The sequence below is a fragment of the Synechococcus sp. W55.2 genome (assembly GCF_047461635.1).
In the GTDB taxonomy this organism is placed as follows: Bacteria; Cyanobacteriota; Cyanobacteriia; order Thermostichales; family Thermostichaceae; genus Thermostichus.
Genome location: NZ_JANSHM010000036.1, coordinates 1 through 12,751, shown reverse-complemented (window position 1 = coordinate 12,751; position 12,751 = coordinate 1). Strand labels below are relative to the sequence as shown.

At 58.4% G+C, this 12,751-nt stretch carries 14 protein-coding genes and 1 pseudogene; 9 read left to right on the top strand and 6 right to left on the bottom strand.

Annotated elements, in window-relative coordinates; all coding sequences use genetic code 11:
• The first annotated feature begins 99 nt into the window (after positions 1 to 99).
• Positions 100 to 1,602, top strand: a complete 1,503-nt coding sequence (locus tag NW828_RS08530; RefSeq protein ID WP_414383222.1) for a DUF697 domain-containing protein — start codon at positions 100 to 102, stop codon at positions 1,600 to 1,602.
• A 267-nt stretch (positions 1,603 to 1,869) separates the two neighbouring features.
• Positions 1,870 to 2,235 (top strand): DUF6464 family protein, encoded by a 366-nt coding sequence (locus NW828_RS08525; RefSeq protein WP_414383220.1) that lies wholly within the window; start codon positions 1,870 to 1,872, stop codon positions 2,233 to 2,235.
• On the opposite strand, the gene NW828_RS08520 is transcribed toward NW828_RS08525, so the two are convergent.
• Complete coding sequence (locus NW828_RS08520) at positions 2,232 to 3,692, bottom strand: BCD family MFS transporter (protein ID WP_414383218.1); 1,461 nt, start codon at positions 3,690 to 3,692, stop codon at positions 2,232 to 2,234. The genes NW828_RS08525 and NW828_RS08520 overlap by 4 nt on opposite strands.
• A gap of 169 nt (positions 3,693 to 3,861) precedes the next feature.
• Here NW828_RS08520 and NW828_RS08515 point away from each other — a divergent pair, with 169 nt between their 5' ends.
• Entirely contained in the window at positions 3,862 to 5,211 is a 1,350-nt protein-coding gene (locus NW828_RS08515) for a hypothetical protein (RefSeq protein ID WP_414383216.1), read from the top strand.
• A 235-nt stretch (positions 5,212 to 5,446) separates the two neighbouring features.
• Entirely contained in the window at positions 5,447 to 6,913 is a 1,467-nt protein-coding gene (locus tag NW828_RS08510; RefSeq protein ID WP_414383215.1) for a hypothetical protein, read from the top strand.
• Here NW828_RS08510 and cbiD read toward each other — a convergent pair.
• Entirely contained in the window at positions 6,910 to 8,022 is a 1,113-nt protein-coding gene (cbiD, locus tag NW828_RS08505) for a cobalt-precorrin-5B (C(1))-methyltransferase CbiD (protein WP_414383213.1), read from the bottom strand. The genes NW828_RS08510 and cbiD overlap by 4 nt on opposite strands.
• Before the next feature lie 199 nt (positions 8,023 to 8,221).
• Between cbiD and NW828_RS08500 the strand changes: the two genes are divergently transcribed.
• Positions 8,222 to 8,575, top strand: a complete 354-nt coding sequence (locus tag NW828_RS08500; protein WP_414350209.1) for a hypothetical protein — start codon at positions 8,222 to 8,224, stop codon at positions 8,573 to 8,575.
• Between the two features lie 38 nt (positions 8,576 to 8,613).
• Here NW828_RS08500 and def read toward each other — a convergent pair whose 3' ends face one another.
• From def to NW828_RS08480, 4 genes are all read right to left on the bottom strand, one after another.
• A complete protein-coding gene (def, locus tag NW828_RS08495) occupies positions 8,614 to 9,204 on the bottom strand; it encodes a peptide deformylase (protein WP_414350211.1) in 591 nt (196 codons plus the stop codon).
• Between the two features lie 144 nt (positions 9,205 to 9,348).
• Entirely contained in the window at positions 9,349 to 9,663 is a 315-nt protein-coding gene (locus tag NW828_RS08490; RefSeq protein ID WP_414383211.1) for a DUF3593 domain-containing protein, read from the bottom strand.
• A gap of 3 nt (positions 9,664 to 9,666) precedes the next feature.
• Positions 9,667 to 9,993, bottom strand: coding sequence for a DUF2499 domain-containing protein (locus NW828_RS08485; protein ID WP_414383209.1), 327 nt, complete (start codon positions 9,991 to 9,993; stop codon positions 9,667 to 9,669).
• Positions 9,993 to 10,169 (bottom strand): NblA/ycf18 family protein, encoded by a 177-nt coding sequence (locus NW828_RS08480; protein WP_041437678.1) that lies wholly within the window; start codon positions 10,167 to 10,169, stop codon positions 9,993 to 9,995. The genes NW828_RS08485 and NW828_RS08480 overlap by 1 nt, the downstream gene beginning before the upstream one ends.
• Positions 10,170 to 10,288: 119 nt before the next feature.
• Here NW828_RS08480 and NW828_RS08475 point away from each other — a divergent pair, with 119 nt between their 5' ends.
• The 4 genes and pseudogenes from NW828_RS08475 to NW828_RS08460 form a co-directional block, all read left to right on the top strand.
• Positions 10,289 to 10,477, top strand: a complete 189-nt coding sequence (locus NW828_RS08475) for a hypothetical protein (protein ID WP_414350215.1) — start codon at positions 10,289 to 10,291, stop codon at positions 10,475 to 10,477.
• Positions 10,478 to 10,546: 69 nt separating this feature from the next.
• Complete coding sequence (locus NW828_RS08470; protein ID WP_011434316.1) at positions 10,547 to 10,798, top strand: RNA recognition motif domain-containing protein; 252 nt, start codon at positions 10,547 to 10,549, stop codon at positions 10,796 to 10,798.
• Between the two features lie 123 nt (positions 10,799 to 10,921).
• Positions 10,922 to 12,226 carry a metallophosphoesterase family protein gene (locus NW828_RS08465; RefSeq protein ID WP_414383207.1) on the top strand — a complete coding sequence of 435 codons (1,305 nt, stop codon included), beginning with the start codon at positions 10,922 to 10,924 and terminating at the stop codon, positions 12,224 to 12,226.
• Between the two features lie 408 nt (positions 12,227 to 12,634).
• Positions 12,635 to 12,751: pseudogene (locus NW828_RS08460) on the top strand (RNA-guided endonuclease TnpB family protein); the annotation flags it as partial.

Here is a 12,751-nt window from a genome sequence, read left to right as displayed (position 1 = left end):
AAGCGGTTGCAGATTCAGTTGACAGCGGGGGCTGTCCTCTGGGATGACCGGTCGATTTTGGCTTTTTGATCTGGAGATCTGGGCAGGCTGTGGGTTGGGATGGTGCTGTCGCGCTCCACTTGGGTGTGGTTGTGGGCAGGGCTGGGTTTGGCGGCCCTGAGCCAATATCTGCAATGGGTTAGCGGGATCTATAGCTTTATCGCCCCCCATTCGTTGCCGCTGGCGGATCTGGCAGTGGCCGGGATCCTGGGAGGGACAGCAGCAGCAGGTCTGGCAGCGCGCCATTGGTGGCAGCAGGCTGGCCGACGGCAAAGTACTCCAAACCAGCGGACACAACCGCTGCGGCGGGTTAAGTTAACTCGGAATCAGGTGCAAGCCGATCTGGAAGATGCCGATCGCCTGATCCAGAAGCTGCAGAATGACATCAGTCGCCGTGCCCTGCGTGCCAAGCTGCAAGAGATCAATCAGCGGCTTAACCAGGAGGAATTGCATCTGGTGGTGTTCGGCACCAGTTCCGCCGGCAAGACCTCGTTGATCAATGCCTTGATGGGCCGACCAGTGGGCGAAACAGCCCCCACCCTGGGCACCACCCAGCAGGGATCCATCCACACCTACCAATTGGAGGGCTGGAACGGCCCCATTTCCCTTACCGACACACCTGGGCTGCTGACGATTGGGGGAGCAGGTGAAGCGGAAGCCCGCGCCCTGGCCCAGAAGGCGGATCTGCTGATCTTGGTGGTGGCCGGAGACCTGCTGGCTTCGGAATATGCCGAAATGCTGGAGCTGGCCCGGCTGGGCAAATCCACCATCCTGGCCCTCAACAAAACCGATCAGATGCTGCCGGAGGATGTGGAGACCATCTTGACCCATTTGCGCCGGCGCACTGCCGGTGTGATCCCCGCCGAACAGGTGGTGGCCATCGCCGCCGATCCAGAACCCCTGAAGGTTCGCTACTACTCCGAAGATGGCTCTGTGCGGGAAACTTGGGAGCCGCAGCCCCCCGATACGGAGGCCCTCATTCAACAAATGGCTCAACTGCTGCAGCAGAAGGGATCCCACCTGCGCTTGGCCAATGCCTTGTTGCAAACCCGAACTCTCAGCGAAGCCGTCCAGCAGGCCCTCCAAGAAGAACGTCGCCAACAGGGTCGCCAGATCGTGGAACGGATGCAGTGGGCCACCGCTGCTGCCCTGGCGGCAAACCCTCTTCCTGCTTTGGATGTGCTGGCAGGAGTGGCCATTCAGGCACGCATGATCGGGGAACTGCACCAGGTGTTTGACCGACGCATTACCTTACGCCGGGCCCAGCAAATTGCCCAGAGTTTGGCGCAAATGGTGGTGCAACTGGGGGGGCTGGAGCTGGCTACTCAGGCTTTGGGCTCTCTGCTCAAGGCCAGCCCCTTGATGGTTATGGGGATCCCCCTGCAGGCAGTGACGGGGGCCTACCTGACGCGGGTGGCGGGGCTCAGCTACCTAGAGTGGCTGTCTTCCGGGGATCCCTGGCAAGAGGAAATCCTGCAAGAGCGGATTAGGCAGCAGCTCCAAAACCGTCATCCTCTGGCTTTTCTCACCCAACTGGCCCGCCAAGCCCATTCCAACAGCTAGTCGAAGCATCCGTCTTTTCGCCGCCGCAGGCCCAACCTATCCCGTTCTCCGCCCGCCGCAGAAAATCCATTACACTGAGTACAGCTTTTTCTAACTTAACTTTGTAGAAGTTCTGTAGATTAGCAGGCTCCAGGTCACACAAGAGAGAACATTTGTACCAGCCATACTCAGTGTTGCCGGAAAAAGTTGCACAATTTGTTAATCACAAGTCAAGCCCAGTCCATCATTTTGTAGTCTGCTGCCCTAAACTGGCTCCGTTTGCGCCTTATGTCTTCCATCATGTCTTCCATCAACCCGACCTTGCCCATTCAGTGGATCGACGCGGATTCGGGAGAGGTGGTGGAAGAATGCCCTTGGGAGAGCAGTCCCCATCCGGGCACCTACGTCCAACTGGCAGAGCAGCACTACCTGGTTCTGGAAAAGCGTCATTCCTACCGGCTCTGGCAAGGCAAATACCACCTGTGTGGGATCCGCGCCCTGGTGCGTTCGGTCACCCCACCTCAGGAAGTGGGAAGGTTCCTGGGGGATCCCTCCTGTCGGTTTAATGCTCACTCGCCCTTGCTGCGTTGTGCCGTCAACCCCAGCGGGCCCTGTCAGGGCTGCCCCCACTACGAGCCAGCTCTGCGTTGCTAGCCCTCCAGCTCCAGAGCCAACACCTGGGTCAGCGCACGGTTGGTCTTTTCGCGAAACTCGGCCACGCTCACCCGTCCCAGCAAATACACGGCCAGCAACATCACCGCTGCCTCCACCCCAAAGACGGTGGCATAGGCAAGCACTGAAGAAGTGGGGAAGAGAATGCGCCCCAGATCGAGCAAAGCCCCGCCGAGCAAGGTGGAAACCGCCTGGGACATGGCCTGGGCCAGTCCCCAAGCCCCGATAAAGGTGCCTGCCGTCTCCGCTGCCGTCAAATCCAACATGAGGGTAATGGCGCCATTGGTGGTGATCCCAGAAGCCAAGCCAAACAGGATCATACACAGCTGCAGCAGCCGTGGATTGCCTGTAAACCCTGAGGCAATGGTCAGCCCAAAAGAGATGGCCACCAGCAGGCAGCCCAGACGAGCCGTTGTCTGCTTGCCTAGCTTAGGCACGATGAAAAATCCGGTCAGCACAATCCCTGCCAAAATGCCCAAACTCCAAAAGGCATTGAGCTGGGTGCTCTGGGCCACCGTCATGCCAAACACCTCGCCGCCGTAGGGTTCTAGGATCGGCTGTTGGATAAACAGGCCCATGGTCATCAACACCAAGAAGCCGAAAAAGATCAGGGTTTGGCGGCTGGCGGTCAGCACCTTGATGGCCGTGCCAAGGGTGATTTGGTCTTCCCGTCCGGCCAGGGTGGAACGGGATCCGTAGCGGGAATAGCGCTTTTCCACCCCCCAGGTGGCAACCACCCCCAGCAGGATCACCACGGCTGGAATGATGATGAAGAGGCGATTAATGGTGCTCTGCAGGTTGTCCGGATCCAAGCCCCGCAGCAGAACTGCCGAGCCAATGGCCCCGCCGGCAATCCCCACCATCAACATAGACCAGACGATCCCCACCAACTTAGAGCGGTTGTCCTCCTCTGACACATCCACCAGCAGAGCCGCAAAAGGTGTGGAGCAGGCGCTGAGGCAGAGACCATAAAGGGCAAACATCAAACAGGCCAAGCCTATCCAGCCATAGGTGGCTCCAGACCAACCCGTGGTCGCAAAGCTCTCCCCCAAACCCCACACCACCTGCACCCCCAGGAAGATGCAGACCGCAAACAGCACCGATCCCAGACGCACATAGCCGGTGCGATGCAGGCCAAACAGGGGCTTGGCATCCGAGAGCTGCCCAAACCAAACCCGAGCCGGGGAGACCAACTGGTGCATGGCCAGGGATCCCCCCACCACCGTTGCCGGGATGGCCAGCAGATCCGTGTCGATCATGACGCGGTTCAGCACTCCCAGAGTGAGCAGCGACATCATTCCCAAGCCCATTTGAAACAGGCCCAGGCGGAACATGACATGCAGCGGCAAAGACTGAACCTGCACCTGAGGCTCTGGAGAAGCTGGAGTTACAGAAGCCACAGAAGCGTTGACCTCGGGATCCCGGCGGATATTGGCCATGATCTGGAATGATTCGAAAGGGTGCTACAGCCTTTTATCGTAGCCCAGGCGGCCTGGGATCCCGGCAAAAGCATGGGGTTGCCAAAAGTGAAACCGCCACGTCCTCTCCCCTTTTGGGAGCTATTGTCAGGGTATAGTCCCCCAATTTCCAATCCTCAGGAATATTGCTATGCGCGCCCCCATCCCCTGGCTGCTGAGTTCACTGAGCTGGGTGGGCATTTCCCTGGCCGGAGCAGCCCTCGTCCCTACACTGATGGTGTCCACCTCGCAGGCAACCCCTATGGATTTTCCGCTCCACCAGTCCCTTTCTTCCCCCACTCCTTCAGAGTGGGCGGAATACTTGGCCTACAGGCAGGTCATCGACCGGACGATCTCCATGACCTGGGATCCGCAAGCGCGAGCCTTGGCAAAGCAGTATGGGCTGGATATCGTCAACATCACCTGGGAAGATACCGGACGCCACAAGGGATCTGCCCTTGGCCCCAACATCAGCGACATGACCATCCAGGTACAACAGCTCAACCCCAGAACGGGTCACTACGAGCTGAGCCTGATGCCGGTGATCCGCTACCCCAACTTTGCCGATCTGTCTGCCGACCTGCCCCTCGACAGCCTGCAGGTGCTGGTGGGCAATGAAAAAGGAAAACCCCTACAACCCGTGTCGCTGCGAGAGCTGCTGGGGAATCTGCGCCGCTACTTACATGATCCCGGCTCTTGGGCCGGCAACCGGAACTCCCTGCTGGCTCCACGGGATAGCCATGTGTTGGTGAGCGCCCAAGCTGCCTTTTTGCCCATCCCTGCCGGGGGCTCTGCCCAATTCAACCCGGTGTTGTTCAACTACCAATCCTATCCCGGCAACCCAGCCGTGCTGGCAATCTTGGCCACCCGCGAGGGCACCAGCATTACGGTGATCGAGAACCGCACCGAAGATAGGGTGGGCGAGGCTATTTGGGGCCAGCGCCTTTTCTTCAATCAAAACGGTGAACGGGCCAGCCTCACCGGGCAGCGCCTCAGCGATTTTCGGGCCGAGCAAGCCGCCAACCCAACCCCCAGAGATCCCCATTCGGCGGAAGTAGCAGAAGAAGCCCTGAACCTGGTGATGGTGATCCAAGTACCTCTCCAGCAGCGGCAGCCGCCGCGAAGGGAAGTTGAGGATATCTCTGTCAATTTCGGACCCGCAGCCGGCCTGGCCGGCCTCAGCAATGTAGAAGCCGCTGTCATCGGACATGGAGGGGTAGAGGGCCCCTTCACCGAGATCAACAACCTGGACATCGAGCGGGATCCTCGCTTTCCCATTCGGGTCACGATCCAGTTCTACAAAGCCACCGACAATGGCGTGGTCTCCGCCGAGGACATGGCCCAAATCCACCATCAAATTGCCCGCGTCTACCGAGAGGCCGACTATGTGGGCAGCTTGGTGATTCAGGGGGATACAGGCCGACCTACGGAGTACGACCGCGATGCAGAGACAGAGCGCCCCTTTCCCTTTCCTTGGTTTCCTTGGTGGCCGCGACGCTAGGGCCTGCTGCGCATTTTTCCCACAACCTGCCGCCAGGTGGCAACATCTTCTCGCGCCTGGGTTTCTCCACTACACTGACTACTGACCTGACGCCAAGGGGAATGGGTGTCGGCCCGATATCCTCGGCAAGGTCAGGGTCTGCAGAGACAGTTGCCAAGGTCTCATTTCTTGAGGCCATGGTGCTTGTCTGTACCAGCTCTTGCCCAAGGCAGTGGGGAGTTTTTCCTGCAACACTATGGCTGACGCAGTTCCCGTTCGGCGCTACGACCTGTTTGTGCAGGCTTCCCGGCTGCTGCAGCGCTACCGGCAGCTCACGCCGGAACTGCGTCCCATAGGGCTGGAGGTGGCCCTGGCCATCCAGTATCACCGCGCTCAGGCCGGATCGGGATCCCTGCTGCCTTGGGTGGGATCCCCCCGCGGATTACCCTTGCAGCAAGTGGCCCAGCGCATTTGCGACCCGTTTTACAGCAAAACCCACCCTCTTTTACCGACCTTGCCCGAAACCGGCGAGCCTTTGGTGTGGCCTCTGTTCAACCAGGGGGAAAACGGTTTGATCCGGCCCCTGGCCCCGAGCAAAGTGGGCGGGAAACTGGCGGAACGGCGCTGGCTCAAAGCCTGCAACAGCCAGGAAGGGATCGGCTGTCATGCCTTGGCGGCCCATTTGTGGCAAGACGAGCGCTTTTTGGCCGAAGACCGGGATCTCTGTCCTTTCCGCCTTTATGATGGGCGCTACCCCTTGAGCGTGGATCAAGGGCGACAGACTTGCGGCTTTGACGATCACCCCTGTGGCTGGCAGCCGGGACACCCCAAAATGTTGCAGGTGGTGGGCAAAGGCAAACAGGCCGAGATCCTGCTCCCCCACTGGACGGATGACATGTGGGCGATGCTCATTCCCTCCCATCGTCCGCTGCCGATTTACCCGCTCTTGGTGATGCTTTACTTTGGCCAAGAAACTTTGCAAAAGGGGCGGAGCAGCCTCTCCGTCGAGCAATTTCGTCTGGATTTTCAGTTTAGCCAGTCTCAACTGCACCTGTTGTTCGACACCCACCCTGAGCACCCCTTGAATCGACACCTGCTTACCTGGGCTCAGCAGCCAGAGGTGGAGTGGGGATCCACAGAACTCTTGCCCCAGATGCCGCCCCTCCTGCATCAACCTGCTGGGGGCAAGGTGGTTTTGGATCCCGATGAGCCGCCCCAGTTCCGCAGCAGTGGGATCCCTCACAGCGCCGGGACAGACCCGCTGATGGCAGAACGCCGCCGTCGACGTCAGTTGGAGCGCAGCGAGCGCCACAACGAGATCTTGCACCAGTTTCGCCGCTGGTTCCGCCTGGCAGGATTGGAAGTCCGGGAGGATCAGCATACCTTTGACTTTTTGGCCGTGGCGGACGGGCATCTGCTTTTGGCCGAAGTGAAGCTCCTGCACCACAAGGATGCGGCAGAGGCTTTGCAGGAAGTGGTGGGACAGTTGCTCTACTATGAGCGCTTTGCCCTCGGCCCTTGGATCGAGCAGGGCTTTTCCGTTCAGAAGGCCGCCGTTTTCGATGGGCCACCGCCAGATCCCTATGTGCGATTTCTAGAAGACCTGGGCATTGCCACCTACTGGATCAACGAGCAGCAGATGATCGATGGGCCAGAAAACTCTTTACGCCTGCTGCGCCAGATGGGGGTGCGGGTACGACCGGATCCCGAATTGGGGGATTAGGAGAAAGGGATCCCCACCTGGGCGCAGATTTGCCCCTGTCGGTCGAACAACGTCACCGCCAACAGCAGGGATCGACCGGCATACTTTTGCACATAGCCTGTGGCTCGCTCCAGGATTTGGCGAGCCAACTCCTGCATCACGGGTGCTGCCCAGCCAAGGCCATCCAGATAGTGCACCGCTGCCTCTACTGTCCGCAACTCCAGCACTTGCCGTGCCTGTTCTGCCGTTCCCCCACGCCGGATCAGGGCTGCCGCCAGAATTTCCAAGCGGGCATCGGCCACGTGGCTGGAAGTGGTGAAGATCCCCCCTGCCAGCTTGATCAGCTTGCCGTGGTAGCCGATCAAATGAATGGACTCCGCCCCCCGCAGCGCCGCTTCCACCAGCAACGGCCCTATCCAATTGGCTACTCGCAGGATCTGGTCTTCCGGGATCCCTTGCCCCAGCGCCACCTGCTGCCCATGGCTGCCCACGCAAAAGATCAAATGCTTGTGCCGCTCCAACTTTTGTTGCAGCTCTTGGCGGGCTTGCTCTAAGCTCTCAACACTTGAGGAAGGCTCCACCTCCGCCCGCGTTCCCAACAGGGCCAGCCCTTCCAGCACCCCAAAAGCGGCATTGGAGGTGCGCTCCGCCAGGAGCTTTCCTTCCGGCAAAATGATGCGCACCCGCAGGCGGCAGCCCTCTGGGATCCCGGGCAAAAGATTGATCTCAAACAAACGGCGGGCATAGGCATAAATGGCCGGGCTGCCATCGGTGCGTCGCCCCAGCCCTTCCCCGGCTTCCAAGATCAAGGGGGGATCCTCGGGATCCCTCTCCTCCAACCTCACCCAAGCCCAGACCGGTGTGTCGCGGGTGAGATCCAGGTGGGGGCCGGGATCCGAGCGGGTAATGGCCAGAGCTGTTGCCTTCTCCAAGACAGCTACCTGCTCCACTGGGATCCGGATCCAAGCCTCAAGGGACTGGGGCTCAGCCTGCACCGCAACAACCAAGCGCCCCCCTTCCTTCTCCAAAGGGATCCCCAGAAGGTGGTGAAGAGCAGCTCTGGCCGAAGCAACGGCGAAAACCGGCAAGGTATAGCCCCGCGGTCGGGATCCCTGAACAGCATCCTGCATCTGCAGAGATTTTTGCTTGGGAAATGGGTAACCGGAAAACCAAAATCTCCGGAAAATGCACACCTCAATTGTGGCTTGTGAGAGAACCCAGGAGTTTCGGGGAACACCTCCCGGAAGCAATCGTTAAATGATCTGGGGGAAGAAGAGGGGATCAGAAATTTGCCTTTTTCAATGAAGGTAGTCGAAAACTGGGGCAGCTATGAGCGAAGCAGTGCAGCACTACCTTGAGCGTCTGGAGTCGCAAATACAGGAGCTAAAAGCTGCCATCGAGCGGATGCCCGAGCAGGTGGTGGCTGTTCTCCTGGCTACCCAGGAAGCCAAAAAAAACACCCCCGCCCCCTCCCGTTACAGCGTTCTAATCTCAGACTTGGTGGAAGATGGCAGCCACAACTTCCTGCTGGATGATGAACCCACCGTGGTGAGCAACCGCAGCATGGGGCATGAGCTGGCCCCCGAAGCCCAAATACAGCGCCTAAGTGCCCAGTTAACCGCTGCCTACAACCGCATTGCCGCTCTGGAAGAGCAGCTCTTGGCCCAGCGCTTGCAACACTAAACCAAACCGACAGTCGTCCGGACCGGTCTGGAAAGGCTTCAACGGGGAACAGCAGAGGGCTTGCCTTTGCGTTGCACATCCTGCATCTGGAAGCCGTGTTTGCGCAGCTCTTGATCCAGCACCAGCTCGTTTTCCACGTGATCCACAAACAACACGCCGTTGAGGTGGTCGATTTCGTGCTGGATCACCCGCGCCAGCAAATCGTCCGCTCGAAGGGTGCGGGGCCGCCCCGTTTCATCCTTAAACGAAACCACAATCCCTTCTGGGCGCACGACCTCGCAAAACACCCCCGGAATGCTTAGACAACCCTCCTGCCCGGCAACGGCCTCGCCAATGTACTCCCGGATCTCCGGGTTGATCAGCACTAGCGGTGGCACCTCCGGCTTATCGGGATAAAGATCCACCACAATCATGCGCTTGGGAATGCCAACCTGCGGAGCCGCCAGACCAATCCCATCAAAGCTGTACATGGTCTGCAGCATGTCCCGGGCAAGCTGGCGGATCTCGTCGTTGACCTGGCTGATGCGCTTGGCCGGCTGCCGCAGCACCTTGTCCCCCATGCGATAAATGTGCAGGGGCGGATGCTTCAGCTTCACTTTGGGAACAGCAACAGAAAGGGTAGCCACCATCTGGCAGATCTCACAGAATAACAACAGGTATCAGGCCTGGATCCCTATTCTACATTCAGTCCCAGTTGCGCCGAAACCACTGTTGCCTAACTCTCTTCTCCTTAATTTGATTTTGAAGAGGGGGTAGGGACCTGTTTGGGATGATCATGGCTCAGGGTTGCCGTCGCCAGCCTCTGGAAGTCGTTGGGCCTGTTGGTCAATTCCCTGCTTAAAGCCCAAGGCCACCAAAATATTGGAGAGGGTGAGAAAAGCCTCTGCCCCTCCATGCAAGGGATCCAGATTGGCCAGGGAAGTGCCGTAGTGCATCTGAGCGTACAGCCCTGCCGGGATGCTGACGGCCACAAAAAGCAACAACAGCCAAAATCCAACCAAAGCCAAACGTGGGATCCGGCGCAGCCGCGACAGAAAGAATAAAAAGACCAAGTAAGGGAACAGAGAGAGGGCAAATAAACTGTTCATCGCCTAGTCGGGATCCCCCTCCTGTGCAGGCTCGTCGGCTCTCTCAGCTCGCCAAATGCGGTAGGCAGCCCAAGCCAGGGTACAGTTGCCCAGCAAGGTCAAGCTGGCCTGTGCAGTGACCACCCAGTCCAACTTGGGGTCGTTGTCAAACCAGTGCCAGGTGATCGCGCACATCGCCCCCGACAAAGCGGGCAGCATCGCCCAGCTTAGACCTCGCCATTCGGGCCGGCCCACTCGCTCCCCAAATTGCCACACGAGAACAACAGCAGCGATCCACTCCAAAACACTGGCAACGTGAATCCACCAGGTGGGAAGCGAAAGGGCGTGCATCAGGCGCTGAGGGAATGACGCAGCAGTTGGCGGTAAGTGGCCTCCTGCAGCAGCATTTGCTTGTGCAGTTTGACCAAAATGTCTTTGGCCTGCTCGGGGCTCATGCGAGAAACCAAGGTCTCGAAAGCCCGCTGGCGAAATTGCTGCTCCAAAGAGAGCTCTAGCGTTTCATCCATCATTATCACCTCAGGGTACTCAGGTCGAGGGATCTGCAGAGAGTTCCAACAGCGCAGATCTGGCCAGGTAGTGCAAGCAGGATAATACATATCTTAACAAATCGCAACAACGTGACAAGATGCCGGATCTCGACGTGCCGGAAGGGAGCTTGGCCGAGGCGAGGGCAGAGAACCTCAACCCAGTGGCAGAAAAAGTACAGGCCCGTCAAGTTGGACAAAGGTGCATTTTGGATGGGGAAGGGGGAAGATTTTCCGGCAGGGATCCCTTTACATCCTTTCACGTTGTGCGACTTAGCAAGGCTCCATGATAGAAGTGAAGTACTCTGGAGCTTTGTTGCCACCCTTGCTGATTGGTGACTTACTTTGCTTGAATTGCCATGACCATTTTTGTGGGGAACCTAAACTATAAAGCCTCAACAGAAGAACTGAAAGCTTTCTTCCAGCAGAGGTGGAACGTTAAGTCGGTTACAATCCCGATAGACCGAGAGACAGGTCAGACACGAGGCTTCGCGTTTGTGGATCTGGCAACCGAGGCCGAGGAAGATGAAGCTATTGAGAGCGCGAACGGGCAGGAATTCATGGGCCGGCCTCTGCGTTTGGATCGAGCCAGGCCCCGTCGCCAAGCCTAAGCAAAGATTGTTCAACCCTGGGTTTGCCATTCTGGACAACCAAAGGACTCCGTCCCGCTAACGCGAACGGCAAGGTTTATCCCAACAGATGGGAGAGCTGCAAAGTCTCCAAGAGCGCCCAAGATGGTAAGGTTGCTACATCTTTCCGACATTCATCTGGGCAGTGGTCTCGCCTACGGCCACATTAACCCAGCTACCGGCCTGAATACCCGTTTGGAAGATTTTGTAGCTTCTTTGCGCTTGTGCATTGACCATGCTCTCAACCAAGCGGTGGATCTGGTGTTGTTTGGGGGCGATGCTTTCCCCGATGCGACACCCCCCCCTCTCCATCAAGAGCTTTTTGCCCAACAGTTTCGCCGCCTGGCCGATGCAGGGATCCCAACCGTCCTGTTGGTGGGCAACCACGATCAGTACGGGCAGGGACAGGGAGGCAACAGCCTGGCTATCTACCGCGCTTTGGGGGTCTCAGGCTTTATTGTGGGGGACAGACTGGAAACTCATCGGATCGAAACTCGCGGTGGCCCGGTGCAGGTGACCACTTTACCTTGGCTGAGTCGCTCTGCTCTACTCGCCCAACAGGAAAGCTTGGCGCTTGAAGGGGAAATCCTCGCGCATCAGCTCCTGCAGCGCCTCCGCCTAGCCCTAGAAGGGGAGATCCGCACCCTGCAGCCAGGGATCCCGGCGATTTTGTTGGCTCACGTCATGGTGGAGACAGCCCGCTACGGAGCAGAACGCCATCTTTCGGTGGGCAGAGGATTTACAGTGCCCCTTTCGCTGCTGGCTCGGCCTGCCTATCAATATGTTGCCTTGGGGCATGTACACCGTCACCAGGTGCTGTGTCGGGATCCCTTGATGCTCTATCCCGGCAGCATTGAGCGGGTGGATTTTGGCGAAGAAAAAGAGGAAAAAGGCTGTGTGCTGGTGGAAGTCACCCCTACGGGGGCCAGCTATGAATTTTTGCCCCTGCCAACCCGTACCTTTCACACCATTCGCCTGGATCTGAGCGCAGATCCACCCCAGCAGGCGCAGTCCAAGCTGCTGGCCGCCATCGCCAAGGCCCCCGTGGCCGGCTCTATCCTGCGGTTGATCTACCGCATACGGCCCGACCAGCTAGAGTGCATTGATGAGCGGGCTCTGCACAACGCTCTTGCCCCTGCTTTTAGCTACACCATCGCCCCAGAAGTGGTCAGCCCCAGCCGCATCCGTCTGCCGGGATGGGATCCCAGCCGACTTGAGCCCCTGACGGCTCTGGAGCAGTATCTGGCCGACCGCAGCGATCTGGCCCCCTTGCACAATGAGTTGCTGGCCGCTGCCCGCCGGTTGTTGGAGGAATATGTGGATCCTTTACAAGACTGGGCCCCCAACTGGGAGGAGCTGGGATCTTCAAGCCTTGCCCCAGTGGAAGAGGAGCAGTTGCCTTTGTTTTGAGATGCTCCCTTTGTCGCCTCAGGGTTCATAGGGGTGGGGATGGGGGATCCCTGTACGAAGAAATCAGGACAGGAGTGCTCGCCAAAGCTGCGGGCTCCTCAAGTTTCAAGTGATCTGAATCACTTCGAAATGGCAAAAAGCAACACAAACTGGGAATCGGGTTGAAGACGTTGGCAACGACGGCATCAGCTCACTCACAGGGAACTGACTCAGACTGGTAGACCTCACACTGCCAGTCTTTTTTTGTTTGAGGTTTAGGTATTGTGAAGCTGCAGCAAGCAGGGGATCCCTTTCTAGCATTCATGAAATTCCCATCTTCTTTTCTATAGAGTCAGCTAGAAATCGCAGGAGCCCCGCACTGTACCCGTAGGGTCAGTGCCGGGAGGAATGCGAGGTTACAATAGAACCATGACCCAAGTCCTGACCGTCTCCTGCAAGCTCAAGGTAGCCCAGTCGCAAGCCGCCAAATTGGACGCGACGATGGATGTCTTTGTGCAGGCATTGAACTGGGTCAACCAGAACACG

Excerpts from the sequence above, each read along its gene's own strand:
- NW828_RS08530 (WP_414383222.1), top strand. The coding sequence starts at position 100 with ATGGTGCTGTCGCGCTCCACTTGGGTGTGGTTGTGGGCAGGGCTGGGT.
- NW828_RS08525 (WP_414383220.1), top strand. The coding sequence starts at position 1,870 with ATGTCTTCCATCATGTCTTCCATCAACCCGACCTTGCCCATTCAGTGG.
- NW828_RS08520 (WP_414383218.1), bottom strand. The coding sequence starts at position 3,692 with ATGGCCAATATCCGCCGGGATCCCGAGGTCAACGCTTCTGTGGCTTCT.
- NW828_RS08515 (WP_414383216.1), top strand. The coding sequence starts at position 3,862 with ATGCGCGCCCCCATCCCCTGGCTGCTGAGTTCACTGAGCTGGGTGGGC.
- NW828_RS08510 (WP_414383215.1), top strand. The coding sequence starts at position 5,447 with ATGGCTGACGCAGTTCCCGTTCGGCGCTACGACCTGTTTGTGCAGGCT.
- cbiD (WP_414383213.1), bottom strand. The coding sequence starts at position 8,022 with ATGCAGGATGCTGTTCAGGGATCCCGACCGCGGGGCTATACCTTGCCG.
- NW828_RS08500 (WP_414350209.1), top strand. The coding sequence starts at position 8,222 with ATGAGCGAAGCAGTGCAGCACTACCTTGAGCGTCTGGAGTCGCAAATA.
- def (WP_414350211.1), bottom strand. The coding sequence starts at position 9,204 with ATGGTGGCTACCCTTTCTGTTGCTGTTCCCAAAGTGAAGCTGAAGCAT.
- NW828_RS08490 (WP_414383211.1), bottom strand. The coding sequence starts at position 9,663 with ATGAACAGTTTATTTGCCCTCTCTCTGTTCCCTTACTTGGTCTTTTTA.
- NW828_RS08485 (WP_414383209.1), bottom strand. The coding sequence starts at position 9,993 with ATGCACGCCCTTTCGCTTCCCACCTGGTGGATTCACGTTGCCAGTGTT.
- NW828_RS08480 (WP_041437678.1), bottom strand. The coding sequence starts at position 10,169 with ATGGATGAAACGCTAGAGCTCTCTTTGGAGCAGCAATTTCGCCAGCGG.
- NW828_RS08475 (WP_414350215.1), top strand. The coding sequence starts at position 10,289 with ATGCCGGATCTCGACGTGCCGGAAGGGAGCTTGGCCGAGGCGAGGGCA.
- NW828_RS08470 (WP_011434316.1), top strand. The coding sequence starts at position 10,547 with ATGACCATTTTTGTGGGGAACCTAAACTATAAAGCCTCAACAGAAGAA.
- NW828_RS08465 (WP_414383207.1), top strand. The coding sequence starts at position 10,922 with ATGGTAAGGTTGCTACATCTTTCCGACATTCATCTGGGCAGTGGTCTC.